Origin of the sequence: Micromonospora sp. MH99, from assembly GCF_021442385.1 — a bacterium.
In the GTDB taxonomy this organism is placed as follows: Bacteria; Actinomycetota; Actinomycetes; order Mycobacteriales; family Micromonosporaceae; genus Micromonospora.
This window is the reverse complement of sequence record NZ_MUZA01000056.1, coordinates 17,101-41,352: the sequence shown is the minus strand read 5'-3', so window position 1 is coordinate 41,352 and position 24,252 is coordinate 17,101. Positions and strand designations below refer to the sequence as shown.

Below are 24,252 nucleotides of genomic sequence, written 5' to 3'. Positions count from 1 at the left end.
CGGCCGGATCCAGCGCCGGGGGCGCCGGGCGGGCGGCCAGTGCCCGCAGATCGATCCAGCGCCAGGCGGCCAACGCCACCGCGCTGCCCGCGGCGCCGGCCCAGGCCGCGTCCGGCAGACCGAGGCCGGCGTACGGAGTCAGCACCGCCGCGGCACCGCCGAGCCCACCGGCCAGTACGCTCCACCGCCGGGCGGACCGGCGCAGCCGACCCAGCTGACGGAAGTACCGCGTGCGCTCGTCTGCCACCGAAGCCTCCTCGGACCGTTCAGCCGGCGGCGGTCGGGTCGCCGGTGCCCCGTTCGCGGGCCATGCTGGCGCGCAGCTCGTCCAGCCGGGCGGCGGCGGTCGGGTCGCTGCCCGGACCGGCCTTCTCACCCTGCGGCACCGCCGGGCGCTGCGCCGTGCCGCCGAGCTGCTCCCCCGCCATGCTGGACCGGATCTGCTCCAGCCGGGCCGAGCCCGCCGAGTCGATGGTCGCCTTCTGGATCTCCAGCATCCGGCCCTCGACGGAGTTGCCGGCCAGCTCGGCGCGGCCCATCGCGTTGGCGTACCGCCGCTCGATGCGGTCACGCACCTCGTCCAGCGACGGGGTGGTGCCGGGGGCGGTCATCGACGACATCGACTCCAGTGAGCGGGCCACCGTCTCCTGCATCTTGGCCTGCTCCAGCTGGCTGAGCAGCTTGGTGCGCTCGGCGAGCTTCTGCTGGAGGATCATCGAGTTGTTCTCGACGGCGCGGCGGGCCTGCGCGGCGGCGCCGAGCGCCTGGTCGTGCAGGGTCTTCAGGTCCTCGGTGGCCTGCTCGGCCGAGACCAGCTGGCTGGCCAGGGCCTGGGCGGACTGCTCGAACCGCACCGCCTCGGCCTCGTCGCCCTTGGCGCGGGCCTGGTCGGAGAGCACCAGGGCCTGCCGGGCGTTGCCCTGCAGCCGCTCGACCTCGGACATCTGCCGGGACAGCTTCATCTCCAGCTGACGCTGGTTGCCGATGACCGCCGCGGCCTGCTGGACCAGCGCCTGGTGCTGCCGCTGGGCATCCTCGATGGCCTGCTGGATCTGCACCTTGGGATCGGCGTGCTCATCGATCTTGGCACCGAAGAGCGCCATCAGGTAGTTCCAGCCCTTGACGAACGGGTTCGCCATCTCCGCGGTATCCCCTCAGTAGCGTCGCTCCACCGCGATCGGGCCGGGTTCAGCCGACCGACCGCGGACCGGCCGGTCTCCATCGTCCCAGCCGAACGCCAGCGGGGCATCCGTACCGGGTGCTCGACGGGAACCGTCGGCTCCTGCGGGCAACCCTACGCGGCCGGGGCCACGTCGCCCATGGTCAACGGTTCGACGGGCTCAGGCGGCGCAGACCACATCCCGGTCGCGCTCGGTGGGGCGGACCCGGGTGCTGCGCAGGGTGGCCCGCAGCGGCGAATCCTGCCGGACCGACACGGCGACCTTGCCGTCGGAGGTGACCTGCCGGACGCCCCGGTTGGCGCCCTTGCGCACGGCGGCCGTCGCGCCGACGGGCGCGGCCTCGGCCGGCTCGTCCTGCATGCCGACGAGCACCCCTGCGGGCATCTGCTCGGCGAGGGCCACGGTGTCGCTCACCTCGCGCAACAATTCGGACAGGCGGGCACCGAGGGCGTCGCAGATCGCGGCGAGCAGCTCGCTGGACGGCTCCTTGTGCCCCCGCTCGATCTCCGAGAGGTAGCCGAGGCTGACGTTGGCGGCGGTGGACACCTCACGCAGTGTGCGCTGCTGTCCCTGCCGGCGCGTCCGCAGTGCGTCACCGATCACCCGGCGTAGCAGGACCATCGCACCTCCCCCTGAGGGATACCTCTCGCCCGGCGTCGGGCGGCCGGCCGCGGCGGACCGCGCCGGCTCCGAGCGTCGGAGCCTTCCCGCAACCGTACCCGCTGTGGGGCCCGGCGACATCCCGCCCCGCCCGTCGGTTCGCCCGGGGCGGCTCATCGGCGCCCCACGCCGGCCGTCCCGGAACCGTCGCGGGCGGCCTCCTCGGCCGTCGCCACGCCGTCCCGGGCGGCCTCCTCGGCGGCGTGGATCCCTCGGCGAGCAGCCGCAGCGCCCCGATCACGGCGGCCGAGCGTACGTGGTCCCGCCCGCCGTCCAGGTCGAGCTGGCGGACCTCTCCCCCGGTCGGGCCGGCGACCGCGACGTAGACCAGGCCCACGGGCTTGCCGTCCTGCGGCTCCGGGCCGGCGACCCCGGTGGTGGCGAGCCCCCAGTCGGCGCCGCAGCGCCGCCGGCCGCCCTCGGCGAGCGCAGCCGCCACGTCCGGGTCGACCGGGCCGCGCTCGGCCAGCAGATCGGCCGGTACGCCGGCCAGGGTGGACTTCAGGTCGGTGGCGTAGACGACCAACCCGCCCCGGTAGATCCCACTGACCCCGGCGATCTCCACGATCGACGCGGCCAGCAGCCCGCCGGTGAGCGATTCGACGGTGGCCAGGGTCTCGTGGCGCTGCGACAGACTGTGCACGACACCCGCCGCCGCGCTACCCGTGGCGTTCTCTTCCCGCTCTTCCCGCTGCATGAGCTCGTCCTTCCCCACCCGCCGACCCCCAACCCTCCGGGCCGCACCCGTCGATCATGAAGTTATCGCCCCGCCACGCCGGTCCGGACGGCAACAACTTCATGATCACCGCGGGCGGGGTGGGGGGTCAGGGTTGGTGGGGGCGGCGGAGGCGCAGGGCCTGGGTGATGTAGTCGAAGCCCGTCGCCACCGTGACCAGGACGGCGGCACCCATGATCCAGGGGCCGACGGCGACGAGGGCGGCCGGCATCGGCCAGAGGTACCAGGCGATGGCCAGGATCTGCAGCGCAGTCTTGATCTTGCCGCCGCGGCTGGCCGCGATCACCCCGTGCCGGATCACCCAGAACCGCAGGCCGGTGATGCCCAGCTCACGGACGAGGATCAGCGCCGTCACCCACCAGGGCAACCTGTCGTACCAGGAGAGCAGCACCAGGGCCGCGCCGGTGAGCGCCTTGTCGGCGATCGGGTCGGCCACCTTGCCGACCGAGGTGACCAGACCGAACCGGCGGGCGATCCAACCGTCCACCAGGTCGGTCGCCGAGGCCACCGCGAAGATCAGGCAGGCCGCCATCCGCCAACCCGCGTGGGTCATCCCCGACACGATCACGGACGCGGCGAAGACCGGCACCAGCACCAGCCGCAGCGCGGTCAGGGCGTTTGCCGCGTTGAGCACGGGCACCCGCGCGACCACCCGGGCCGGCGTCGACTCCGTCGCCCCGGTCACCGTCTCGCTCCGCTCGGGTCGCCATGGCGTTTCCGGCACCGCACCACCTGGCTCCCCCGCTCCGTCCGGGCCCGCCGTCACCGTGCCGCGCCGGGCGCCGCCGAGATCATCTCATCCGGCACCGCGAGCAGATCCACCCCTTCGGTGCCGGTCACCGTGGCCCGCACCAGGTCACCCGGGCGCAACGCGGCCAGGTCGACCCCGCCGTCGGCCGGTGCGACAAGGGTGGTGGAACCGTCCACCTCCGGCGCCTGGTGCGCCGCCCGGCCCTCCACCACACCGTCGACGATCGCGTCGACGAGCACCTCGACTGTCGAGCCGAGCCGGTCCTCGGCCCGCTGCGAGCAGAGCTCGTCAGCGAGCGCGCTGAGCCGGTCGTAGCGCCGCTTGATGGTCGCGGCGGAGACCTTGCCGGGCAGGCCGGCCGCCTCGGTGCCGTCCTCGTCGCTGTAGTCGAACATGCCGATCGCGTCGAGGCGGGCCTCGGTCAGGAACCGGGTCAGCTCGTCGATGTCGGCGCGGGTCTCGCCGGGGAAGCCCACGATGAAGTTGCTCCGCGCGCCCGCCTCCGGTGCCAGCGCCCGGGCGCTGGCCAGCAGCTCCAGGAAACGGTCGGTGGAGCCGAAACGGCGCATCCGGCGCAGTACCGGCTCGCTGGAGTGCTGGAACGACAGGTCGAAGTACGGGGCCACCCCCGGAGTGCCGGCGATCGCCTCGACCAGACCGGGCCGGGTCTCGGCCGGCTGGAGGTAGCTCACCCGCACCCGGACGATGCCGGACACCGCGGCGAGCTGCGGCAGCAGCTTCTCCAACGCGCGGGGGTCACCGAGGTCCTTGCCGTACGAGGTGGAGTTCTCGCTGACCAGCACCAGCTCCCGTACGCCGGTCTTGGCCAACCATTCCGCCTCGGCGAGCAGCTCGTCCGGCGTACGCGAGACGAAGGCCCCACGGAACGCGGGGATGGCGCAGAACGCGCAGCGCCGGTCGCAGCCGCTGGCGAGCTTCAGCGAGGCCACCGGGCCGGTGTCCAGTCGGCGGCGCAGCACCTGGCGCAGGTGCGCCGGGGTGTGCTCGTCGGTGTCGACGGTGGCGCGGGCCACGGTGCCGTGCCCGGGCAGGGACACGGTGGCGCTCTGGCGCTGCACCGGGGTCAGCGGCAGCAGCTCGCGGCGGTCCCGGGGAGTGTGCGCGGTGATCTGCTCCCCGGCGACGACGGCGTTCAGCCGGGCGGCGATGTCCGGGTAGTCGTCGAAGCTCAGCACCGCCTGCGCCTCGGGCAGGCTGTCGGCCAGCTCCCGCCCGTAGCGCTCGGCCATGCAGCCGGCGGCCACCACCTTGGCGCCGGTGCCGGCGGCGGCGAGCAGGGTCTGGATGGAGTCCTGCTTGGCCTTCTCCACGAAGCCGCAGGTGTTGACGACCACTACGTCGGCGCCCTCGCCGTCGGTGGTCACCTGCCAGCCGTCGGCGTGCAGCCGGGCGGCCAGCTCCTCCGAGTCGACCTCGTTGCGGGCGCAGCCCAGGGTGAGCAGGGCGACGCGGCGGCCCTCGGCGTTGTCGGAAGGAGAAGGAGAGGTGGCAGACACCATCCGAGGGTACCGGGCCGGTCGCGCAGGCCCGCGCACGCGGGCCGGGGTGGTCGGCCGGCACACACCCCGCGCGTCGTCGCCGGGCGGCGACCGGTCAGCGGGTCGCGGCGCCCACGCGGGTCAGCGCGTCGAGCAGGAAGACCTCCGTGCCGGCCAGGCCGGTGGAGCAGAAGACGGAGATCTGGTCCGCCGTGCTCCGGCCGGGGACCGCGCCAGCCAGGACGCCGCCCAGGTCACGCAACCGTCCGGCGTACGGGGGCAGGGCCGCGAGCATCGGCGGCTGGTAGTCCGCCGCCTGGGCCGGCGAGTCCGTGACCAGCAGGTCGGCGACGTCCAGCAGGTCGGTGCCGAATTCGCTGCGGTCCTGCTGCTTGAAACCGACCGCGTTGACATGCGTGCCGGGGCTCACATCGCCGGACCGCAGCACCGGGGTGCGGCTGGTGGTGGCGAGCACCACGATGTCCCGCCCGGTGACGGCCGCCCCCGGGTCGGCGGCCGCGCGGGCCGGCACGCCCAGTTCGGCGCGCACCCGGGCGGCGAAGGCGTCCCGTCGCGCCGCCGAGCGGCTGTGCACCACCACCTCGCGCAGCGGTCGGACGGCGGCCGCGGCCCACACCTGGGTCCACGCCTGCCGCCCGGAGCCGATCACGCCGAGGGTCACCGCGTCCGGCCGGGCCAGCGCGTCGACCGCCACGCCACCCAGCCCACCGGTACGCCGGGAGCCCAGCTCCTCGCCGACGGCGACCGCCCGCACCGCTCCGGTACGGGCGTCGTGCAGCACCACCAGCTGCTCGCCCTGCGGGTGGCCGAACGTGTCGTACGAGCGGTAGCCGTACCACTCGCCGACGAGGTGCCCGGCGGTGAGCACCATCCGTCCCCCGCCGAGCGGGGCGGCGGCCCGGGGCGGGGCGACCAGCCGCCCCTCGTACGCGGCCACCAGGGCGACCCGCATGGCGTCGACGGTGGTGGTGGCGTCCAGGACGGCGGCGATCTCGGGATCGGCATAGAGCAGGGCCATCTCGCCATACTGCAAGTTGAAGTGAGGTAGAGGTCAACGCGTGGTGGCGGGAGTCACCACCCCGGCCGTCGGGCCGGTGCTAGCGTCGGCCACGGTGGCCCCGGATGCCGGTGACCACTCCGGACGAGCGGTGGGCGTACCCGGTCAGGCCAAGACGCCCCACGTGACGACCCGACTCGTCCGGTGCGGCAGCCCGGGCGCCCTTTCGTGAGGTGGACGATGGCCTGGCTGGTGTTGGTGATCTCTGGACTGTTGGAGACGGTCTGGGCGATCGCCCTGGACCGCAGCGCCGGCTTCAGCCGGCTGCTCCCGTCGGCGGTGTTCGTGCTGGCCCTGGTGCTGAGCATGGGCGGGCTCGCGTACGCGCTGCGCGACATCCCGGTCGGCACCGGCTACGCGGTCTGGGTCGGCATCGGCGCGGTGGGGACGGCGCTGGTCGGGATGCTGGCGCTCGGCGAGTCGGCCAGCCTGCCCCGGATCCTCTGCCTGCTGCTGGTGATCGCCGGCGTGGTCGGGCTGAAGATCTTCCACTGAAGATGTACGCGTGACCAATGTCCACGGTGGGTAGTTGATCGGTCTGGCACGACAGGCTCTCACACCGGAGGAAGACATGGCCGACGTCCCCACCACCGCCCGCCCGCGTAACAACGCCGCCCGCATCCTCACCATCGTGGGCTTCGTCTTCGCCGTGCTCGCCCTGTTGCTCAACCCGATCATCTTCGGCGTGCTCGGCGTGATCGCCGGCGTCGTCGGCGCGGTGCTCGGCGACAAGCCGCTGGGCTGGTACGCCGCCGTGGCCAGCGTCGTCGCCGCGATCATCAGCCTGGTGATCATCGGCGCGCTGATCAACAACTGACCGCACTCCGACACGGGCCCGCCGGCTACCGGCGGGCCCGTCGCGTATCCCGTATCGACCGAGGGTCAGTCCACGTCCCCGCGCAGGCCGGCCAGGACGTCCTCCAGCTCGTCCGGCTTGACCAGCACGTCGCGGGCCTTCGACCCCTCCGACGGGCCGACCACCCCGCGGGTCTCCATGAGGTCCATGAGACGGCCCGCCTTGGCGAAACCGACCCGCAGCTTGCGCTGGAGCATCGAGGTGGAGCCGAACTGCGAGGTGACCACCAGCTCCACCGCCTGCACCAGCAGGTCGAGGTCGTCGCCGATGTCCTCGTCGATCTTCTTCTGGCTGTCCTTGGCGGGGGCCAGCACGTCCGGGCGGAACTCCGGCTCGCGCTGGTCCTTGCAGAACTTCACCACGTCGGCGATCTCGCGCTCGGTGACCCAGGCGCCCTGGATCCGGACCGGCTTCGAGGCCCCCATCGGCAGGAAGAGACCGTCACCGCGGCCGAGCAGCTTCTCCGCGCCGGGCTGGTCCAGGATGACCCGCGAGTCCGCGAGGGACGACGTGGCGAACGCCAGCCGGGACGGCACGTTCGCCTTGATCAGACCGGTCACCACGTCGACCGAGGGGCGCTGGGTCGCCAGCACCAGGTGGATGCCGGCGGCCCGGGCCAGCTGGGTGATCCGGACGACCGAGTCCTCCACGTCGCGCGGCGCGACCATCATCAGGTCCGCCAGCTCGTCCACGATCACCAACAGATACGGATACGGACGCATCTCGCGTTCGCTGCCCGGCGGAGCCTTGATCTCGCCGTTGCGGACCTTGCGGTTGAAGTCGTCGATGTGCCGGACCCCGTTTGCCGCGAGGTCGTCGTAGCGCATGTCCATCTCGCGGACCACCCAGTCCAGCGAGTCGGCCGCCTTCTTGGCATTGGTCACGATCGGGGTGACCAGGTGCGGGATGCCCTCGTACCCGGTCATCTCGACGCGCTTGGGGTCGATCAGCAGCAGCCGCACCTCGTCCGGGGTGGCCCGGGTGAGGATGGACACCAGCAGCGTGTTGAGGCAGCTCGACTTGCCCGCGCCGGTGGCCCCGGCGATGAGGATGTGCGGCATCTTGGCAAGGTTGGCCACCACGTAGCCGCCCTCGATGTCCTTGCCGAGCGCCACCACCATCGGGTGGTGGTCGCTTGTCGCCGCCCGCGAGCGCAGCACGTCACCGAGCGCCACGTTCTCCGGGTCGGTGTTCGGGATCTCCACGCCGACCGCGCTCTTGCCCGGGATCGGGCTGAGGATCCGTACGTCCGGCGACTTCACCGCGTACGCGATGTTGCGGGAGAGCTGGGTGATCCGCTCGACCTTGACCCCGTGCCCCAGCTCCACCTCGTAGCGGGTGACAGTCGGGCCCCGGGTGAACCCGGTGACCGCGGCGTCGACGTCGAACTGGTCGAAGACGCCGGTGAGCGCGGCGATCACCTCGTCGTTCGCCTTGCTGCGGGTCTTCGCGGCGGCACCGGCGCTGAGCATGTTCGCCGGGGGCAGGGTGTAGTCGCCGGCCAGGCCGGTCAACGCGAGCTGCTCGGCGCGGGTGGGCGCGGGCGAGTGCTCCGGCGGCTCGGCCGGCTTGCGGCTGGCCGGCACCTTCGCCGGGGCCTTGCGCGGCAGGACCATGGTCTCCTGGAGGTCGGCGCCCTCCAGGTCCTCGAAGTCGTCCGGGTCCAGCGGTGGCGGCATCCGCTTCGCCGGTCGCTTGCGCGCCGGGCGGAGAACCGTCTCGTCGACCTCCTCGGCGACGTCGGGGTCCGCTGTCGCGACCAGGCTTCCGGCGAGCAGGCCCAGCCGCTCGGGAATCTTGTTGATCGGCGTCGCGGTGACCACGAGCAGGCCGAAGAGCAACAGCAGGACCAGCAAGGGTACGGCCACCCACGCGGTGACCGCCCGCTCCAGCAACCCACCCACGCCGGCGCCGACCAGGCCACCGGCGTAGTCACGCTGCACGGTGTCCGTCGGGTCCTGACCGATCTGGAGCAGCGCGGCGGTCGACACCAGCAGCGAACCCCACCCGATCAACCCGCGACCCCGGTGCTCCGGATCGGCGGGCTGGCGCATCAGCCGCCACGCACCGATCATCAGCAGCACCGGCACCACCACGGAGATCGCGCCCAGGAACAACCGGATCGTGTCGGCCAGACGCGCGCCCACCGGGCCCGCTCCGGAGAACCAGAGCGCGACGGCGCTGAGCAGGGCCAGCCCGAACAGCAGCAGCCCGCCGCCATCGCGACGGTGCTCGGGGTCGAGGTCGCGGGCGGAGGCGGCCTGCCGACCGGCGGCCCGCACGGCCCAACCCATTCCGTGCGCCAGCCCCATCCACAGTGCACCGATCGCGCGGCCAACGTAGACCGCCGGGCCGGGACGGGCGGGTGTGGTGCGTCGCCGTACCGGTGCCCGGGTCTTCTTCGCCGGTTGACGGGCACGGCTGTTGGTGCCACCGCGCGGCGACGCGCCGCGTCGCCGGCTCGCCTGAGAGGTACGGCCCGCCATAGAGTCACGGTAACGGTGGGGCCGGGCAGATCGCCGCTTTTCCGGGTCGTGTCCGCGCGTCGCAGCACGGACCCCACCGCCGGTCGTGATATCCGCCTCAGAAGGGATGCCCGATGGCGTCGCCGGGACTCGAGGACGATCCGCTGGCCGGGCACCCCGGTAGGTTGCGCCCGTTGACCGACGAGCTGCTCGCCGCGGTGCTCGCCGCGCGTGGCCGGTCGGTCGGCCGCGCCGTGAACGGTGACCTCGTGGGTCGCTTCGACGACAACCTGATCTGGTTCCTGCGTCTCGGCGGGGACGGCGAGTTGCTCCAGGTCCGCACGATGGTCACGCCCGCCTTCGGCATCGAACGGGTCCCGGACCTGTACATCTTCTGCAACTCGTGGAACCACGACCGGCTCTGGCCGAAGGCCTTCGTGCACGTCGACGACGGGGGCAGGGCGCGGGTCTACGGTGAGGTGATCACCGACCTGGAACGTGGGGTCACCCCGCACCAGCTCGACCAGTTGCTCGACTGTGGCATCTCGGCCGGCTGCCAACTCGCCGTGGCCGTCGGCCGGCTGCCCGGCGCGGTGCCGGCGTGACCGTACACCGCGATCCGGCGCTGGTGAACGCGCTCACCGACGCACGGGACCTCCCCGACGGGCCGGACCGGCTGCTCGCCCTCGAACGGCTCGCCGAGCGGGCCGACGCGGCCGGGGACCTCCGGTCCGCACTGGACGCCCGGTTCGCGCTGATCGAGGCGTACCTGCTGCACGGCGAACGGTGGCGGCTGGTCGAGCCGGTGCGCCGGTGCCGGGCCGCCGCCGACTACCGGCCCGAGCTGCTCACCGACGATGAGGGCCGACTGCTGCTGCGCCTGCAGCGGTACGCCGTGGAGGCGCTGCTCGGCACCCCCCGGGTGGGGCTGGACCAGACCCGGTCCCTCCTGGACGACCTGGCCCACCGGGTCGCTACGGACGGACCAGACACGCCGACCGTCGCGGAGCTGCGCTGTCGGATCGCCGACCACCTCGGCGACGAGCCCACCGCCCGCCACTGGTACCAGCGGTGGGCGGGCACGGCCGGCGGGCCGTCGGGTGGATGCCCCGGCTGCGCCCCGGCCCGCCGCGCGGACCTGCTCGCCGGCTGGGGAGAGTGGCGGGCCGCGCTGGCCGAGCTGCGGGAGCCGGCTGGCGACGCGGTGGACTGCACCGACCAGCCCGAGCGGGCGCTGGTGGCCAGCCTGCTGCCCGAGCTGCGCACCGGTGAGCCGGAACGGGCCGCGGCGGCGCACGTGCGGTCGTACCGGCGGCACCGACACGAGCGTGCCGCATTCCCGTACCTCGCCGCGCACCTGCGGTTCTGTGCCCTGGGCGGGCACCTGGAACGCGGCCTGACCATCCTGGCCGAACAGCTACCCCGGTTGGACCGGCCCACCGACGACCTCGCGGCGATGGAGTTCGCCGCCGCGGGCGCGCTCGTCTGCGCCCTGGCCGTCGAGGCCGGGCTCGGCGTGCGCACTGTGCCCCGCCCGGCGTACGGGGGGCGGCCGGCCACCGACCTGGACGTCGCCACCCTCGGCGCGCTGCTGCTCGCGGTCGCCAACGAGCTGGCGGGCAGTTTCGACGCCCGCAACGGCACCGGCCACCACTCCGGCCGGATGGCCGGCTGGCTGGCCGAGCGTCCCGTGGCGGCCGCGGTGCCCCTGCCCCCCGACGACGAGCCCGGCGACGGACCCGACCCCGACATCGAGCCCGACGACGAGCGCGAGTTGGCGACGCTGACCATCGACATGATCACCGCGGTGTTGGACCGACGCGGGGACCGGTACGTCGTTGACGAGGGCGCCACTGTGGTCGGCTCGTGGGGCGCCGTGATGATCCAGTTCCGTCGGGCCGGCGAGCGCGGCGAGGTGCTGCACGCCCGCGCCATGGCCGCCCGCCGGCTGCCCGCGACCCGCCGCGCCGAGGTGTACGCCTTCTGCAACGCCTGGAACCACGACCGGCTGCTGCCCAAGGCGTACGCGCACGACCTCGGTGAGGAGCTGGTGCTGGCCGGCGACGTGGCCACGAACCTGGCTCACGGGGTGGCCCCGGCGCAGCTCACGGTGCTGGTGGACGCCGCCATCGCCACCGGAGTCGCCTACGCCGAGGCGGTCGCCGCGCTCCCCTGATGCCGCGGACAGGGCAGTTGGTTGCAGGGCGGGGCGCGACTGTGCGACATCCGACAGCACGCAACCGGAGGCGCCGGGTCGATGTGGTACGGCCATCACCGACCATGCACCGCCACGACCCCGCCACCGGCCGGTCCGACCGCCACCGCGACCCCGTCCGCGCCGAGCACGTCCATCCCCGACGCCGCGCAACTGCCCCGCACCGGGTCGTCCGGCAGCACGTACGCCCTCATCGGCGTGGCGCTGCTGGCCCTCGGCGCCGGGCTGCTGGTGCTGCGCCGCCGGATGTCGCGGGCCTGAGCCGGAGCGCGCCCGCGACACGATCCGGGCCGGTCACCGACATCCACGGGGGATGTCGGCGACCGGCCCGGTCACGCGTGTCAGACCTCGACGACGGTGGGCACGATCATCGGGCGACGACGGTACTTGTCGTTGACCCACCGCCCCACGGTCCGCCGGACGATCTGCTGGAGCTGGTGCGGGTCGGTGATGCCGTCCGCCGCGGCCCGGTTCAGCGCCTCGGTGACCAGCGGGACCACCGGGTTGAACGCCTCCGGGTCCTCGGAGAAGCCCTTCGCGGACAGCGTCGGGCCGGCGACCACCTTGCCGGTGACCGAGTCGACGACCACTGTGGTGGCGATGAAGCCACCGTCGCCGAGGATCCGCCGTTCGGTGAGCAGCGACTCGCTGACGTCGCCGACGGCGAGGCCGTCGACGTAGACGTACCGGCTCTTCACGTGCCCGACCAGGCTGGCGCGGCCCTCGACGAGGTCGACGACGTCGCCGTCCTCGCAGATCACCACCCGGTCGGCGGCCACACCGGACTCGATGCCGAGGCGGGCATGGGCGCGCAGGTGCCGCCACTCGCCGTGCACCGGCATCAGGTTGCTCGGACGGACCACGTTGAGCAGGTAGAGCAGTTCACCGGCCGGGGCGTGCCCGGAGACGTGCACCTTGGCCACGTCCTTGTGCACGACGACCGCGCCGGCCCGGGCGAGCCGGTTGATAACCCGGTAGACCGAGGTCTCGTTGCCCGGCACCAGCGACGACGCCAGCACGACCGTGTCGCCGGGGGCGATGGTGATGTGCCGGTGGTCGCCGCTGGCCATCCGGCCCAGCGCGCTCATCGGCTCACCCTGCGAACCGGTGGACATCAGCACGATCTGCTCGGGAGGCAGCGTGGTCGCCTCCTCGATCCCGATGACCAGGCCGGCCGGGATGTTGAGCAGGCCGAGGTCCCGGGCGATGCCCATGTTGCGGACCATGGACCGGCCGATCAACGCGACCTTGCGACCGTGCTCGGCGGCGGAGTCGAAGACCTGCTGCACCCGGTGCACGTGCGAGGCGAACGAGGCGACGATGATCCGACCCTTGGCCTTCGCGAAGATCGAGTCGAGCACCGGCCCGATCTCCCGCTCCGGGGTGACGAAGCCGGGGATCTCCGCGTTGGTGGAGTCGGACAGCAGCAGGTCGACGCCCTCGGCGCCGAGCCGCGCGAAGCCGGCCAGGTCGGTGATCCGGCCGTCCAGCGGGAGCTGGTCCATCTTGAAGTCGCCGGTGTGCAGCACCAGGCCCGCCGGGGTGCGGATGGCCACGGCGAGCGCGTCGGGGATGGAGTGGTTGACCGCGAAGAACTCGCACTCGAACGGACCGAGCCGCTCCCGGCCGCCCTCGCGCACGGTCAGCGTGTACGGCTGGATGCGCCGCTCGGCCAGCTTCGCCTCGACCAGGGCGAGGGTGAACTGCGAGCCGACCAGCGGGATGTCGGGCTTGTGGGCGAGCAGGTACGGCACCGCGCCGATGTGGTCCTCGTGGCCGTGGGTCAGCACGATCGCCTGGACGTCGGCCAGCCGGTCCAGGATCGGACCGAAGTCGGGCAGGATCAGGTCCACGCCCGGCTGCTCGACGTCGGGGAAGAGCACCCCGCAGTCGACGATCAGCAGTTTGCCGTCGTACTCGAAGACGGTCATGTTCCGACCGATGGCGCCGAGCCCGCCGAGCGGGATGATCCGCAGGCCACCTTCCGGCAGCGGCGGGGGCAGTTCCGCCTCGATGTGCGCCTCGGTCACGCGTCCACCTCATTCTGCGACGCCGTCACTCGGCGCCCATCGTGTCGTTCGATCATTCGGGCAGCTCCAGGCCCGCTGCCGCGAAGTCCGCGCGCAGCTGGGCGATCTCGTCGTCGGTGGCGTCCACGAGCGGGGGTCGCACCGGGCCGGCCGGCAGGCCCAGCGACGCCAGGCCCGCCTTCACCAGGATGGTGCCCTGCGTGCGGAAGATGCCGGTGAACAGCGGCAGCAGCCGCCGGTGCAGGGCAAGCGCGGCCGGCATGTCCCCCGCGTCGTACGCCTCGATCATCTCTGCGGTCAGCGCCCCGGTGAAGTGCGTCGAGGTGCCGACCACGCCCACGCAACCGACGGCCAGCGCCGGCAGGGTGAGCGAGTCCTCGCCGCTGTAGAAGGCGAGGCCGGTCCGGCTGGTCACCCAGCTGGTGGCGGTCAGGTCGCCCTTGGCGTCCTTGACCGCTACGATCCGCGCGTGGTCGGCGAGCCGGACCAGTGTCTCGGTGTCGATCGGCACGCCGGAGCGGTGTGGGATGTCGTACAGCATCACCGGCAGTCCGCTGGCGTCGGCCACGGCGGTGAAGTGCCGCAGCAGGCCGCTCTGCGGCGGCTTGTTGTAGTACGGGGTGACCACGAGCAGGCCGTGCGCGCCGGCCTTCTCGGCGGCCGCCGCCAGCTCGATGGTGTGCCGCGTGTCGTTGGTGCCCACCCCGGCGACGACCCTGGCCCGGTCACCGACGGCCTCCACCACGGCCCGGATCAGGCGTTCCTTCTCCGCGTCGGTGGTGGTCGGCGACTCACCGGTGGTGCCGTTGACCACCAGCGCGTCGTTGCCCTGCTCGTCGACCAGGTGGCTCGCCAGTCGGGCGGCGCCGTCGAGGTCGAGCGAGCCGTCGGGGGTGAACGGGCTCACCATGGCCGTGAGCACCCGGCCGAAGGGGCGGGACGCCGTTCGGGCCGCGGCGTCGGGGTGGTCGTGCGTCATACCCTCCAACCTAGCGGACGACCAGCCGGAGCCCGCCGGGGAAGGGCTCAGGACGCCTCGTGCGGGCTGGCCGCCACCTCGGTGCCGTCCGGGAGCGTCGAGATCACGAAGTCGGCGAAGACGTTCGGCGCGACTCCCTGAAGCTGACGCAGGCACTCCACGGCCAGCTCACGGATCTCCACGTCGGCGTGCTCGGTGGCCCGCATGGCGACGAAGTGCCGCCACGCCCGGTAGTTGCCGCTGACCACGATCCGGGTCTCGGTGGCGTTGGGCAGCACCGCGCGGGCCGCCTGCCGCGCCTGCTTGCGGCGCAGCGTCGGGTTCGGCTCGTCGGAGAACCGCTGCTCAAGACCCTCCAGCAGCTCGGTGTAGGCCCGCACGCTCGCCTCGGCGGCCTCGGTGAACTTCTTGTGCAGCTCCGGGTCGTCGGCGATGACCGCCGGCTCGACCATTGCCGCGTCCCGCTCCGGGACGTACCGCTGCGAGAGCTGGGAGTACGAGAAGTGCCGGTGCCGGATCAACTCGTGGGTGAAGGAGCGCGACACCCCGGTGAAGTAGAAGGTCACCGAGCCGTGCTCCAGCACGCTCAGGTGGCCGACCTCGAGGATGTGCGCGAGGTAGCCGGCGTTGGTCGCGGTCGCCGGGTTCGGCTTCTTCCACGACTGGTAGCAGGCCCGCCCGGCGAACTCGGCGAGCGCCTGGCCGCCCTCGGCGTCGGTCGACCACGGCACGTCGTCCGGGGCCGCGAACTGGGTCCACGCGATCAACTTGACCTGGGGCTGCACCATCTCCGGCATTCCTGGGACTGTAGTGGCCGGCGCTCGCGCGCCCAACTCGGGCTCGCGGTGCAGAAAGCGCCCAGCTACCGCAAAATCACCGGCCCGTGCGCTCCATCGGGGCCGCAGGTGTCCAAGATCTCGACCGGTACGCCGACGCCCTGCCGGGTCCCTGCCACGTCCGCGGTTCCCTGTCGAGCTGCCCCATATCTGGGGCAGGCAGCACGACACCGGGTCCACCACGCCTTGCCCCACGCCCGGGGGCAGACGGCACCACGCCGGGCCCCACCACCGCCATGCCCCACATCTGGGGCAGCTCGACAGGACGCGCAGGAAGGACCCCGCGCAGCCGACCGAGCAAGGCCCCGCCACATCACGCCGGGCGGAGCTGGCGGGCCCTCAGACGTAGAGCGACGTAAACGGCGCCCAGGGCAAATTGCGCAGCACCGAGAAGGCCAGCCACGCGCCAAGGAAACCGACGATCACCTTCGAGCTGATCCGCAGCTCGGGCAGCCGCCAACCGAACGCCTGGTTTCCCGCCCAGGCGACGAAGAGGTACGCCAGGAAGGGCACCGCGAAGACGAACAGGAAGTGGTGCCGGGCGGCGGCCGGCAGGTCGCCGTGCAGCACGTACCAGAGCGCGCGGGTGCCGCCGCAGCCCGGACAGTCGAGCCCCGTGGTCAGCTTGAGCAGGCAGGTCGGCGCGGCGTCCGGGTCGGCGTGGGCCGGGTTGCTCAGCAACGCGTAGGCCATGCCGAGACCGACGCAGCCGACCGCGGCCAGTGGCGCCGCCCAGCGCGGTGACCGCGCGTGCAGGCGCAGCACGAGCCGGGTGAGCCGGTCGGGCTCGGGCGTCGGGTAGCCGTAGTCACCCGACGGGCTCGCCGGCCAACCCGCACCGGGGGTGGGCTGCGGCTGGTCGACCGGTCCGGGAACGCTCGTCACACGCTCACGCTACACCGGACACGCCGGCCAACGCGGCGGTGAGCGGACCGGCCAGGTCGCCGGCCGCGGGCGGCGCCACCGCGTCCAACCCGAGCCAGCCGGCGAGCCGGTACAGCTCGGCGGCGAGGGCCACGGCGGTCTCCCCCGGGTCGGCGCCGGGCTCCATCCAGGCGGCCGGCACCAGGAGCACCCCGGCCCTGCGGTCGGCCTTCAGGTCGACCCGGGCGGTGAACCTGTCGCCCTGCAGGAACGGCAGCACGTAGTAGCCGTAGACCCGCTGCGGCGCCGGCACGTAGATCTCGATCCGGTAGCTGAAGTCGAACAGCCGCTCGGTGCGGGCCCGTTCCCAGACCAGCGGGTCGAACGGGCTGACCAGGGTGTTGGCCCGGATCCACCGGGGCAGCCGGGCGGACGCGTGCAGCCACGCCGGCTGTCGCCAGCCCGCCACGGTGACCGGCACCAGCTCACCGGCCTCGGCCAGCTCGGCGACTGCCTGCCGGGCACCGGCCAGGGGCAGCCGGAAGTAGTCGCGCAGCTCCGGTTCGGCGGCCACCCCGAGCGACCGCGCCGCCAGGGCCACCAGAGCGCGGTACGCCTCGGCGTCGGTCGGGGTGGGCGCGGCCAGCACGGCCGGCGGGAGCACCCGCTCGGGCAGGTCGTAGCGGCGGGCGAAGGACGTGCTGCGCTCGGCGGCGGTCACCTCGCCGGCCCAGAACAGGAACTCCAGAGCCCGCTTCACCGCCGACCAGTTCCACCCCCAGTTGCCGGTCTCCCGAGGGGCGTCGTGCTCGATCTCGGCGGCCGTCAACGGGCCCCGCGCGGCCACCTCGTCCCGGACCCAGGCGACCAGCTCCGGCTGCTCCTGCGCGATGCGCCGCATGCCGCCCCAGGATTCGCTGTGCGCGCGGGCCATCCGCCAGCGCAGCAGCGGGTGCAGCCCCACCGGCACGAGGGACGCCTCGTGGCCCCAGTACTCGAACAGCTCGCGGGGGCGCCGGTAGGCGGCCTGGTCGAGCAGCGTGGTGGGGTACGGTCCGAGCCGGCTGTAGAGCGGCAGGTAGTGCGCCCGTTGCAGCACGTTTACCGAGTCCATCTGGATCAACCCGACCCGGTCGAGGACCCGGCGCAGATGTCGACGCGTGGGCACCCCGACCGGCGGCGGGTCGGCGAAGCCCTGGGCGGCGAGTGCCACCCGGCGGGCCTGGGCGAGTGAGAGTGCTTCCGGCGCGGCCATCGTCGGCGACGATAAATCATCGGTACGACGCCGGTGCGGGAAGCTGGACTCCGACCGCCACGGGGGCATAGAACGGTGCAATGCTGACCATCCGCCGGGAGGAGCCCGACGACGCCGAGGCGGTCGCCCGGGTGCACGTGCACGGCTGGCAGGCGGGTTACGCCGGCTTCATGCCGGACGAGGTGCTCGAACGACTCAACGTGGTGGCCTGGGCACAGCGCCGACGCGACCTGGGCACCGCCGACCCGGAGCACCCGTTCAGCACGCTGCTCAGCGAGGTGGACGGGCTGGTCGTCGGCTTCACCACGTTCGGGCCGTACCGCCGCAACCAGGACCGCGACGATCTGGACCCGACGGTCGGCGAGGTGCTGGCGCTCTACGTCGAGCCGGCGTTCTGGGGCGACGGGACAGCCGCCGCGCTGTTCGCCGCCGCGCGCGCCGGGCTCAGCGAGCGGGGCTGGACCGGCTACCGGCTGTGGGTGCTGGAGGACAACAAGCGGGCCCGCCGGTTCTGCGAACGGGCCGGGCTGTCACCGGACGGTGAGCGATCGACCTACCAGGTGCCGCTCGCCGGCGGGCGCGGGCCGGTCGGGCTTGTCGAGCTGCGGTACTCCGGCCGTCTCGACCACTGACCCACCAGGTGTCAGCCACCGGCGGACCGGCAGGAAGGCCAGCAGGGCGAGGCTGATCCAGACGTACGCGTTGCTGCCGACGAAGCCGTCGACACCTGTGAAGTCCTTCTCCCAGAACCAGACGGTGCGGCTGATCAGCAGCACGTACCCGATGGTCGCGGCGGCCAGCAGGACGCGCCGGCGGCGCCCGGCCGGCGCGGCCATCGCGTTGTCGACAAGCAGGATCAGCCCGGGCAGCAGCCAGACCAGGTGGTGCACCCAGGTGACCGGGCTGACCAGGCACATCACCGCTCCGGTCAGGGCCAGGCCGGTCGCCTCGTCACCGGCGGCGACGGCCGCGCGGGACCGCCAGGCCCAGAGCGCCAGGGCGCCGAGCACCAGCAGCAGCCAGAGCACTGTGCTCGGGTGCTGCGGGTCGAGCCGGGCGACCACCCCGCGCAGTGACTGGTTGGAGACGAATGCCAGCTCGCCGACCCGCCCGGTGTTCCACAGCGCCTCGGTCCAGAACTCGCGGGAGGCGTCCGGGAAGAGCGCGCCGGCCAGCAACGTCACCCCGGCGGTCGTGCCGCTGGCGGTGAGCGCCGCCCGCCACCGCCCGGTGACCAGCAGATAGAGGATGAAGATGCCCGGGGTCAGCTTGATCGCGGTGGCCACGCCGATGCCCACCCCGGCCCACCGGTTGCCGGCCGGCAGCAGCCGCAGCAGGTCCACCGCCACCAGGAAGAGCAGCAGCGTGTTGACCTGGCCGAAGTTCACCGTCTCCCGCATCGGCTCGAAGGCGGCGGCCAGGCAGAGCGCGACGGCGAGCGCGAACCACCGGGTCCAGCCGGCGCGACGGGCGATCGGGTCGACCAGCCACCAGATCAGCACCGTCGTGCTGACCACGCTGGCGAGCACGCTCACCACGATCGCGGCCGACCACGGCAGGTACGCCATCGGCAGCATGACCAGCGCCGCGAACGGCGGGTACGTGAAGCCGTACTGGGTGCCGGGTTTGAGGTAGTCGTAAATCTCGCCGCCGTCGTGCACCCACCACGTCAACGCGCCGTAGTAGACCTTGAGGTCGAAGAATCCGTGCCGGACGGCCGCGACGGCGAGGAACGCGGTGACCGCCGCGGCGAGCACCACCACCCCGACGACCTGCACGGTCGTCCTGTTGGCACCCTGCGCCACCGTCGCCTCCCTGGCCCTTGAGTAGGCTCCCGTCCCATGGCTCTCGGGTACGTCCGCCCGGCGCGTCCCGAGGACGCCGGCGAGATCGCACGCATCCAGCTCGCGACCTGGCGGGTCGCGTACCGCCGGATCCTGCCTCGGCATGTGCTCGACAACCTGGACGAGGCGTTCCTCGCCAGGCGGTGGAGCGCCGCGGTGCTGGAGCCGCCCTCGGGCGCGCACCGGGTGCTGGTCGCCGTCGAACAGGCCGAGCAATCGTATCTGGTGGGGTTCGCCGCCTCCGGTCCGGCCGACGGCGAGGCGCTCGCCCCGGGTGAGCCGGCCGACGCGCTCGGCCCGGACGTGGCGGCGGTGACCGACCTGCTGGTCGAGCCGCGCTGGGGCCGGCGGGGGCACGGCAGCCGGCTGCTCGCCGCCGCCGTCGACCTGTGGCGCGAGGACGGCATGAGCCGGGCGGTGGCCTGGGCGTTCGACGGTGACGAGGCGACCCGCACGTTCCTCACCAGCACCGGTTGGGAGCCCGACGGGGCGGCCCGGGCGCTGGACGTCGACGACATGCTGGTGCCTCAGGTGCGCCTGCACGTGGCCGTTCCGCCGGAGAAGGCCGACTGACCGGCAGCGGCGGCCCCGACGCGAGGCCGCCACTGTCGGTCCGGGGTCAGCCCTTGTCCGCGCCGTCGTTGGCGTCGCGGACGAAGTAGCGCTGGAACACCACGAAGATGATCGCCACCGGGATGGTGGCGAGCAGCGCCGCGCCCAGCTTGAGCGGGTACTGGGTGCCGCTGCCCAGCGAGCCGCTGACCAGGTCGGCAAGGCCGCGCGGCAGGGTGAACAGGTCCGGGTCCTGCACCGACACGAGGCTGTGCGGGAACTCGTTCCAGGAGCCCTGGAACGACAGGATGGTCAGGGTGATCAGCGCCGGCTTCGCCATCGGCAGCACCACCGACCAGAAGGTGCGAAAGATGCTCGCCCCGTCGATGCGGGCGGCCTCCTCCACGCTCACCGGGATCGACTCGAAGAACTGCTTCATGATGAACACTCCGGCTGCATCGGCCAGCAGCGGCACCACGAGGCCGGCGTAGCTGTTGTAGATGCCGAGCTGGTTGAGCACCAGGAACTTCGGGATCAGCAGTACCACGCCGGGCACCGCCATCACCGCGATGACCGCGGCGAACAGCCCGCCTCGACCGGCGAACCGCAGCCGGGCCAACGCGTACCCGGCGAGCGAGTCGAAGAACACCCGGCCGAGGGTCACCAGCACGGTGACCAGCAGCGAGTTGCCCAGCCAGAGCGGAAAGTTGGTGCCGGCGAAGATCCGCTCGAAACCGGCCAGGCTGAGCGGGTCCGGGAACGGCGAGAGCGGGTTCGCCGCCGCGTCGGGCTCGGTCTTGAACGAGCTCGCGATCTGGATGACGAACGGATAGAGGAACACCAGCCCGAAGAAGACAAGCGTGGCGTACCCCAGAAAGCGGGTGGCCAGGGTGCGGGCCGCGCGCTGGTCGCCGCGCGCGGGCGCCGCCGCCGGGCGGTCGGTCGACACGGCCATGTCAGGACCTCTCCGGTACGCGTCGACGCCGCCAGCCGCGGCGCGGCCGGTCGGTGTCCCGCTCGGCGAGCGCCCGGCGCTGGATCAGCGTGAGCACGATGATGATCAGGAACAGCACGAAGGAGATCGCCGCGCCGGAGCCGTAGTCGAAGTCGCGGAACGCGGTCCGGTACGACAGGTACGCCGGGGTGAGGGTGGTCTTGGCCGGGTCGCCCTGGCTCATGACGTACACCTGGTCGAAGACCTGCCAGGAGCCGATCATGCCGAGGGTGAGCACCAGGAACGTGGTCGGCCGGATCATCGGCAGCGTCACGTGGCGGAACCGCTGCCAGGCCGAGGCTCCGTCGAGCGTGCTGGCCTCGTCCAGCGTCACCGGCACGTTCTGCAGGCCGGCCAGGAACATCAGCATGAACGTGCCGGAGGTGGTCCAGACGACCAGCGTGATGATCGAGATCATCGCCACGCTGGGGCCGGCCAGCCAGTCCCACCAGGTCAGCCCGAACGGGCCGCCGTCGGTGAGGGCCGCCGGGGGTGAGTCGACGCCCACCGCGCCGAGGAGCAGGTGCAGCACGCCCCGGGAGTCGGCGAACCACTCCGGCCCGTCGATCCCGAAGAAGCCGAGCAGCGCGTTCACCGCGCCGGAGTTGGCGAAGAGGAACAGGAACACCACGCTGATCGCGACCGAGCTGGTGACCGAGGGGAAGTAGAACGCGCTGCGGAAGAAGCTCTTGCCCTTGAGCATCCGGTTGTTGACCACCAGCGCCAGCCCGAGCGCGAGCACGGTCTGGGCCGGCACCACTATCGCCACGTAGTAGATGTTGTTGCGGATGCTCGTCATGAAATCGCGGCGGGCCAGCCCGTCCTCGGTGAACAACTGGGTGTAGTTGTGCGCGCCGACGAACGGGACGTCGCCGGTGAACGGGCTGCCCTGCCCGTTCCAGTCGATCAGGCTGACCCAGAGCGCCATCAGGATCGGCAGCAGCAGGAACAGCCCCAGGATGACGATCACCGGCGCGACGAAGAGCCAGCCGGCGAGGTTCTCGTTGCCGCGTACGCCTCCGCGCCGTCGCCGAGGGCTCGTCCCGGGCGCGGTGGCCACGGCGGTCAGTGTCTCGGTTGCCATCTCCCCTCCCTCCTTGTCTCGGGCCGAAGGTGCGGACGGGGGCCCCGCTCGTCGTCGGGGCCCCCGCCGTCACCTCAGCTGCCGCCGAGCGCCGCCTTGGCGTTCTTGTCGAAGTTCTGCAGCACGGTCTTCGGGTCGCCGTTGGTCAGGCTCTGCAGACCCGTGTCGAGGTCCTTGAGGACGCTGTCCATCTTCGGCGCGTTCACCGGGCCCTGGGCGTACGCGGCGCCGTCGATGAACACCTTGTCGGCCGGGGAGGCCGCCGTGTACTGGTCGCGCACCGACTGCCGCGACGGCATGACACCTACCGCCTTCGCGAACGTCAGCTGCTGCTCACCGCTGGTCATCGCCTCGACGAACTTGATGGCCTGGTCCTTGTACTTGCTCTTCGCCGCGATGCCCCAGCACTGGGTGAAGGAGAGGGTGCCCTGGCCCTTCGGGCCGGCCGGCAGCGCCACCACCTTGTACTTCACGTTCGGGAAGTCGTTCTGCAGGGCGCCCTTGATCCAGTTGCCCTCGATGGTCATGACGGCCTTGCCCTTGCCGAACGCCTCACCTGACCAGCCCGAGTCGAGCTGCTTCGGGTACTTGGCCAGGCCCGAGGTGAGCAGGGACTTGACGTACTGGAGGGCGGCCAGGTTCTCCGGGGTGTCGGCGGTCGGCTGCTTGCCGTCCTTGCTCAGCAGCCAGCCGCCGTTCTGCACGAGGAAGGCGCCGATGCGGTCCCTGGTGTCGCCGAGGGCCAGGGCGACCTGCCCCTTCGCCTTGATCTTCTGGGCGGTCGCGGTGAGCTGGTCCCAGGTGGTCGGCACGTCGGCGTCGGTCAGCCCGGCCTTCGCCCACAGGTCTGTGTTGATCTGCAGGGCCAGGGTGGAGAAGTCCTTGGGCGCGCAGTAGAGCTTGCCGTCGTACGTGAAGGTGGTGCGCAGGCTCTCGTAGAAGTCGTCCGGGTTGGAGATCTTGTCGCCGTACGGCTCCAACGCGCCGACGCTCGCGTAGTCGGCGAAGCGGGCCGCGTCCACGTAGAAGACGTCCGGCGGGGTGCCACCGGCGAGACCCTGGCCGAGCTGCTGGGTGAGGTCCTGCGCCGGGGTGACCGTGGCGGTGTTGCCGGAGCTGCTGGCCCACTTCGCCGCGGCGTCCTGCACGGCCTTGGTCTCGGCCTCGCCGGAGGATCCGATCAGGATCTGGAGGCTGGCCGGTCCGCTGGACTGGGCGGCGTCGCCGGACGAGTCGTCGAAGCCGCTGCCGCAGGCCGCGGACCCGAGAAGGGCGACGGCGGCGAGGCCGGCCACCGCGGCCCGGGTAAGGGTTCTGGGTGCCATGTTCTCTCCTGGTGGGGGATGGGACTACGCGGTGTGCCGAAGCGCCAGCGAGGGCTGGAGCAGCACGTGGGTGGGGGTCTCGTGGTGGCCGTCGAGGACTCCGGTGAGCAGGTCCACGCAGCGGGCGGCGGCCTCGCCGAGCGGTTGGCTGACGCTGGCCAGCCCCACCGCCGCGGCGACCGGCGTGTCGTCGAAGCCGATCACCGACACCGGTGGGTCGGTGCCCCGGATGGCCTGGAGCGCGCCGAGGGCGAGCGAGTCGCTGGCGCAGACCACCGCGGTCGGCGCGTCGGCGGCCAGCAGGTCCCGCATCAGGTGTTCGCCCTCGGCGATGCCGTCCTCGGTCTCGCGGTGCAGCCCCGCCGGGTCGACACCGGCGGCGCGCAGCGCGTCCTGCCAGCCGGCCCGCCGGTCGTCGCCCACACCGGACCCGAGGGGCCAGCCGATGAACGCGATCCGCCGGTGCCCGGCGTCGAGCAGGTGCCGGGTCGCGGCGGCGGTCCCGGCGGCGCCGTCCACGTCGACCCAGGGGTGCGCGTCGAGCGCGTCCCACGGACGGCCGAAGGTCACGAACGGCACGTCCCGGTCGGCGAGCCAGGCGGTACGCGGGTCGCCGTACTTGGTGCCGACGAGCACGAACGCGTCCAGCTCGTACGTGCCGAGCAGGTCGTCGTAGGTGGCGATCTCCCGATCGTCGTCGGTGGCGGTGTAGAGCAGCACCCGGTAGCCGGCGGCGTCGGCGGTCTCGGTGAGGCCGTGCAGGAAGCGGTCGAGGACGGAGCCGTTGATGCCGTCGCGGGTCGGCTCGATCCGGGCGGCGATGAGGCGGGACCGGCCGGTGCGCATCTGTCGGGCCGCCTGGTTGGCCCGGTAGCCGAGCGCGTTGATCGCGTCCTCGACCCGCTGGCGGGTCTCCTGCCGCACGATGTGCGGCGCGTTGAGCACGTTGGAGACCGTCTGCCGGCTCACTCGGGCGTGCCGGGCCACCGTCGCAATGGTTACCTTCTCGGGCACTTAATCCCTCTCGCCGTCTTGAACGATCCAATTC

At 72.6% G+C, this 24,252-nt stretch carries 23 protein-coding genes, 2 pseudogenes and 1 riboswitch; of the genes and pseudogenes, 7 read left to right on the top strand and 18 right to left on the bottom strand.

Annotated elements, in window-relative coordinates; translation table 11 throughout:
- The 7 genes and pseudogenes from B0E54_RS24305 to B0E54_RS24275 form a co-directional block, all read right to left on the bottom strand.
- Window positions 1-247, bottom strand: a pseudogene (locus tag B0E54_RS24305) (hypothetical protein); the annotation flags it as partial.
- Window positions 248-266: 19 nt separating this feature from the next.
- Window positions 267-1,139, bottom strand: a complete 873-nt coding sequence (locus tag B0E54_RS24300; protein ID WP_234588301.1) for a PspA/IM30 family protein — start codon at window positions 1,137-1,139, stop codon at window positions 267-269.
- Window positions 1,140-1,340: 201 nt separating this feature from the next.
- On the bottom strand, window positions 1,341-1,802 hold the full coding sequence (locus B0E54_RS24295; RefSeq protein WP_234588300.1) for a helix-turn-helix domain-containing protein: 462 nt from the start codon (window positions 1,800-1,802) through the stop codon (window positions 1,341-1,343).
- A gap of 220 nt (window positions 1,803-2,022) precedes the next feature.
- A pseudogene (locus B0E54_RS24290) lies at window positions 2,023-2,538 on the bottom strand (CinA family protein); the annotation flags it as partial.
- Between the two features lie 127 nt (window positions 2,539-2,665).
- Window positions 2,666-3,262: a CDP-diacylglycerol--glycerol-3-phosphate 3-phosphatidyltransferase gene (gene pgsA / locus B0E54_RS24285; RefSeq protein ID WP_234588299.1), complete on the bottom strand. Its 597-nt coding sequence runs from the start codon at window positions 3,260-3,262 to the stop codon at window positions 2,666-2,668.
- Between the two features lie 77 nt (window positions 3,263-3,339).
- Window positions 3,340-4,848 carry a 30S ribosomal protein S12 methylthiotransferase RimO gene (gene rimO / locus B0E54_RS24280; RefSeq protein ID WP_234588298.1) on the bottom strand — a complete coding sequence of 503 codons (1,509 nt, stop codon included), beginning with the start codon at window positions 4,846-4,848 and terminating at the stop codon, window positions 3,340-3,342.
- Between the two features lie 94 nt (window positions 4,849-4,942).
- Window positions 4,943-5,866: an ornithine cyclodeaminase family protein gene (locus tag B0E54_RS24275; protein ID WP_234588297.1), complete on the bottom strand. Its 924-nt coding sequence runs from the start codon at window positions 5,864-5,866 to the stop codon at window positions 4,943-4,945.
- A 93-nt stretch (window positions 5,867-5,959) separates the two neighbouring features.
- Window positions 5,960-6,030, top strand: a riboswitch (guanidine-III (ykkC-III) riboswitch).
- A gap of 55 nt (window positions 6,031-6,085) precedes the next feature.
- On the opposite strand from B0E54_RS24275, the gene B0E54_RS24270 reads away from it, so the two are divergent.
- Window positions 6,086-6,400, top strand: a complete 315-nt coding sequence (locus B0E54_RS24270) for a multidrug efflux SMR transporter (protein WP_234588296.1) — start codon at window positions 6,086-6,088, stop codon at window positions 6,398-6,400.
- Window positions 6,401-6,476: 76 nt separating this feature from the next.
- Complete coding sequence (locus B0E54_RS24265) at window positions 6,477-6,722, top strand: hypothetical protein (RefSeq protein WP_234588295.1); 246 nt, start codon at window positions 6,477-6,479, stop codon at window positions 6,720-6,722.
- 65 nt (window positions 6,723-6,787) lie between these two features.
- On the opposite strand, the gene B0E54_RS24260 is transcribed toward B0E54_RS24265, so the two are convergent.
- Window positions 6,788-9,247: a DNA translocase FtsK gene (locus tag B0E54_RS24260; protein ID WP_234588293.1), complete on the bottom strand. Its 2,460-nt coding sequence runs from the start codon at window positions 9,245-9,247 to the stop codon at window positions 6,788-6,790.
- Window positions 9,248-9,360: 113 nt separating this feature from the next.
- On the opposite strand from B0E54_RS24260, the gene B0E54_RS24255 reads away from it, so the two are divergent.
- From B0E54_RS24255 to B0E54_RS24245, 3 genes are all read left to right on the top strand, one after another.
- Window positions 9,361-9,831 (top strand): YbjN domain-containing protein, encoded by a 471-nt coding sequence (locus B0E54_RS24255; RefSeq protein WP_234588291.1) that lies wholly within the window; start codon window positions 9,361-9,363, stop codon window positions 9,829-9,831.
- On the top strand, window positions 9,828-11,402 hold the full coding sequence (locus B0E54_RS24250) for a YbjN domain-containing protein (protein WP_234588288.1): 1,575 nt from the start codon (window positions 9,828-9,830) through the stop codon (window positions 11,400-11,402). The genes B0E54_RS24255 and B0E54_RS24250 overlap by 4 nt, the downstream gene beginning before the upstream one ends.
- Before the next feature lie 81 nt (window positions 11,403-11,483).
- Entirely contained in the window at window positions 11,484-11,702 is a 219-nt protein-coding gene (locus B0E54_RS24245) for an LPXTG cell wall anchor domain-containing protein (protein ID WP_234588287.1), read from the top strand.
- A gap of 80 nt (window positions 11,703-11,782) precedes the next feature.
- Here the strand turns inward: B0E54_RS24245 and B0E54_RS24240 are convergent, their stop codons facing one another.
- From B0E54_RS24240 to B0E54_RS24220, 5 genes are all read right to left on the bottom strand, one after another.
- On the bottom strand, window positions 11,783-13,471 hold the full coding sequence (locus tag B0E54_RS24240; RefSeq protein WP_124854118.1) for a ribonuclease J: 1,689 nt from the start codon (window positions 13,469-13,471) through the stop codon (window positions 11,783-11,785).
- Between the two features lie 52 nt (window positions 13,472-13,523).
- Window positions 13,524-14,450, bottom strand: coding sequence for a 4-hydroxy-tetrahydrodipicolinate synthase (gene dapA, locus B0E54_RS24235; RefSeq protein WP_234588286.1), 927 nt, complete (start codon window positions 14,448-14,450; stop codon window positions 13,524-13,526).
- 47 nt (window positions 14,451-14,497) lie between these two features.
- The gene (gene thyX, locus B0E54_RS24230; protein WP_234588306.1) at window positions 14,498-15,238 is read right to left on the bottom strand and encodes an FAD-dependent thymidylate synthase; all 741 of its coding nucleotides are present in this window, start codon (window positions 15,236-15,238) and stop codon (window positions 14,498-14,500) included.
- Window positions 15,239-15,625: 387 nt separating this feature from the next.
- Window positions 15,626-16,171 (bottom strand): DUF2752 domain-containing protein, encoded by a 546-nt coding sequence (locus B0E54_RS24225; protein ID WP_374109311.1) that lies wholly within the window; start codon window positions 16,169-16,171, stop codon window positions 15,626-15,628.
- 4 nt (window positions 16,172-16,175) lie between these two features.
- On the bottom strand, window positions 16,176-17,405 hold the full coding sequence (locus tag B0E54_RS24220; protein WP_234588285.1) for a winged helix-turn-helix domain-containing protein: 1,230 nt from the start codon (window positions 17,403-17,405) through the stop codon (window positions 16,176-16,178).
- An 80-nt stretch (window positions 17,406-17,485) separates the two neighbouring features.
- Between B0E54_RS24220 and B0E54_RS24215 the strand changes: the two genes are divergently transcribed.
- Complete coding sequence (locus B0E54_RS24215; protein ID WP_234588284.1) at window positions 17,486-18,037, top strand: GNAT family N-acetyltransferase; 552 nt, start codon at window positions 17,486-17,488, stop codon at window positions 18,035-18,037.
- Here the strand turns inward: B0E54_RS24215 and B0E54_RS24210 are convergent.
- The gene (locus B0E54_RS24210; protein WP_234588282.1) at window positions 17,936-19,210 is read right to left on the bottom strand and encodes a glycosyltransferase family 87 protein; all 1,275 of its coding nucleotides are present in this window, start codon (window positions 19,208-19,210) and stop codon (window positions 17,936-17,938) included. The genes B0E54_RS24215 and B0E54_RS24210 overlap by 102 nt on opposite strands.
- A 36-nt stretch (window positions 19,211-19,246) precedes the next feature.
- On the opposite strand from B0E54_RS24210, the gene B0E54_RS24205 reads away from it, so the two are divergent.
- On the top strand, window positions 19,247-19,822 hold the full coding sequence (locus B0E54_RS24205; RefSeq protein WP_234588280.1) for a GNAT family N-acetyltransferase: 576 nt from the start codon (window positions 19,247-19,249) through the stop codon (window positions 19,820-19,822).
- Window positions 19,823-19,868: 46 nt separating this feature from the next.
- On the opposite strand, the gene B0E54_RS24200 is transcribed toward B0E54_RS24205, so the two are convergent.
- The 4 genes from B0E54_RS24200 to B0E54_RS24185 form a co-directional block, all read right to left on the bottom strand.
- Window positions 19,869-20,756: a carbohydrate ABC transporter permease gene (locus B0E54_RS24200; RefSeq protein ID WP_234588278.1), complete on the bottom strand. Its 888-nt coding sequence runs from the start codon at window positions 20,754-20,756 to the stop codon at window positions 19,869-19,871.
- Between the two features lies 1 nt (window position 20,757).
- Window positions 20,758-21,879: a carbohydrate ABC transporter permease gene (locus B0E54_RS24195; RefSeq protein ID WP_234588276.1), complete on the bottom strand. Its 1,122-nt coding sequence runs from the start codon at window positions 21,877-21,879 to the stop codon at window positions 20,758-20,760.
- 74 nt (window positions 21,880-21,953) lie between these two features.
- The gene (locus B0E54_RS24190; RefSeq protein WP_234588274.1) at window positions 21,954-23,204 is read right to left on the bottom strand and encodes an extracellular solute-binding protein; all 1,251 of its coding nucleotides are present in this window, start codon (window positions 23,202-23,204) and stop codon (window positions 21,954-21,956) included.
- A 24-nt stretch (window positions 23,205-23,228) separates the two neighbouring features.
- Window positions 23,229-24,218, bottom strand: coding sequence for a LacI family DNA-binding transcriptional regulator (locus tag B0E54_RS24185; RefSeq protein ID WP_234588272.1), 990 nt, complete (start codon window positions 24,216-24,218; stop codon window positions 23,229-23,231).
- Window positions 24,219-24,252 lie beyond the last annotated feature (34 nt).

Bases quoted from the DNA above. Each gene is read 5' to 3' on its own strand.
- B0E54_RS24300 (WP_234588301.1), bottom strand. From the start codon at position 1,139: ATGGCGAACCCGTTCGTCAAGGGCTGGAACTACCTGATGGCGCTCTTC.
- B0E54_RS24295 (WP_234588300.1), bottom strand. From the start codon at position 1,802: ATGGTCCTGCTACGCCGGGTGATCGGTGACGCACTGCGGACGCGCCGG.
- rimO (WP_234588298.1), bottom strand. From the start codon at position 4,848: ATGGTGTCTGCCACCTCTCCTTCTCCTTCCGACAACGCCGAGGGCCGC.
- B0E54_RS24275 (WP_234588297.1), bottom strand. From the start codon at position 5,866: ATGGCCCTGCTCTATGCCGATCCCGAGATCGCCGCCGTCCTGGACGCC.
- B0E54_RS24270 (WP_234588296.1), top strand. From the start codon at position 6,086: ATGGCCTGGCTGGTGTTGGTGATCTCTGGACTGTTGGAGACGGTCTGG.
- B0E54_RS24265 (WP_234588295.1), top strand. From the start codon at position 6,477: ATGGCCGACGTCCCCACCACCGCCCGCCCGCGTAACAACGCCGCCCGC.
- B0E54_RS24260 (WP_234588293.1), bottom strand. From the start codon at position 9,247: ATGGCGGGCCGTACCTCTCAGGCGAGCCGGCGACGCGGCGCGTCGCCG.
- B0E54_RS24255 (WP_234588291.1), top strand. From the start codon at position 9,361: ATGGCGTCGCCGGGACTCGAGGACGATCCGCTGGCCGGGCACCCCGGT.
- B0E54_RS24245 (WP_234588287.1), top strand. From the start codon at position 11,484: ATGTGGTACGGCCATCACCGACCATGCACCGCCACGACCCCGCCACCG.
- dapA (WP_234588286.1), bottom strand. From the start codon at position 14,450: ATGACGCACGACCACCCCGACGCCGCGGCCCGAACGGCGTCCCGCCCC.
- thyX (WP_234588306.1), bottom strand. From the start codon at position 15,238: ATGGTGCAGCCCCAGGTCAAGTTGATCGCGTGGACCCAGTTCGCGGCC.
- B0E54_RS24220 (WP_234588285.1), bottom strand. From the start codon at position 17,405: ATGGCCGCGCCGGAAGCACTCTCACTCGCCCAGGCCCGCCGGGTGGCA.
- B0E54_RS24215 (WP_234588284.1), top strand. From the start codon at position 17,486: ATGCTGACCATCCGCCGGGAGGAGCCCGACGACGCCGAGGCGGTCGCC.
- B0E54_RS24205 (WP_234588280.1), top strand. From the start codon at position 19,247: ATGGCTCTCGGGTACGTCCGCCCGGCGCGTCCCGAGGACGCCGGCGAG.
- B0E54_RS24200 (WP_234588278.1), bottom strand. From the start codon at position 20,756: ATGGCCGTGTCGACCGACCGCCCGGCGGCGGCGCCCGCGCGCGGCGAC.
- B0E54_RS24195 (WP_234588276.1), bottom strand. From the start codon at position 21,879: ATGGCAACCGAGACACTGACCGCCGTGGCCACCGCGCCCGGGACGAGC.
- B0E54_RS24190 (WP_234588274.1), bottom strand. From the start codon at position 23,204: ATGGCACCCAGAACCCTTACCCGGGCCGCGGTGGCCGGCCTCGCCGCC.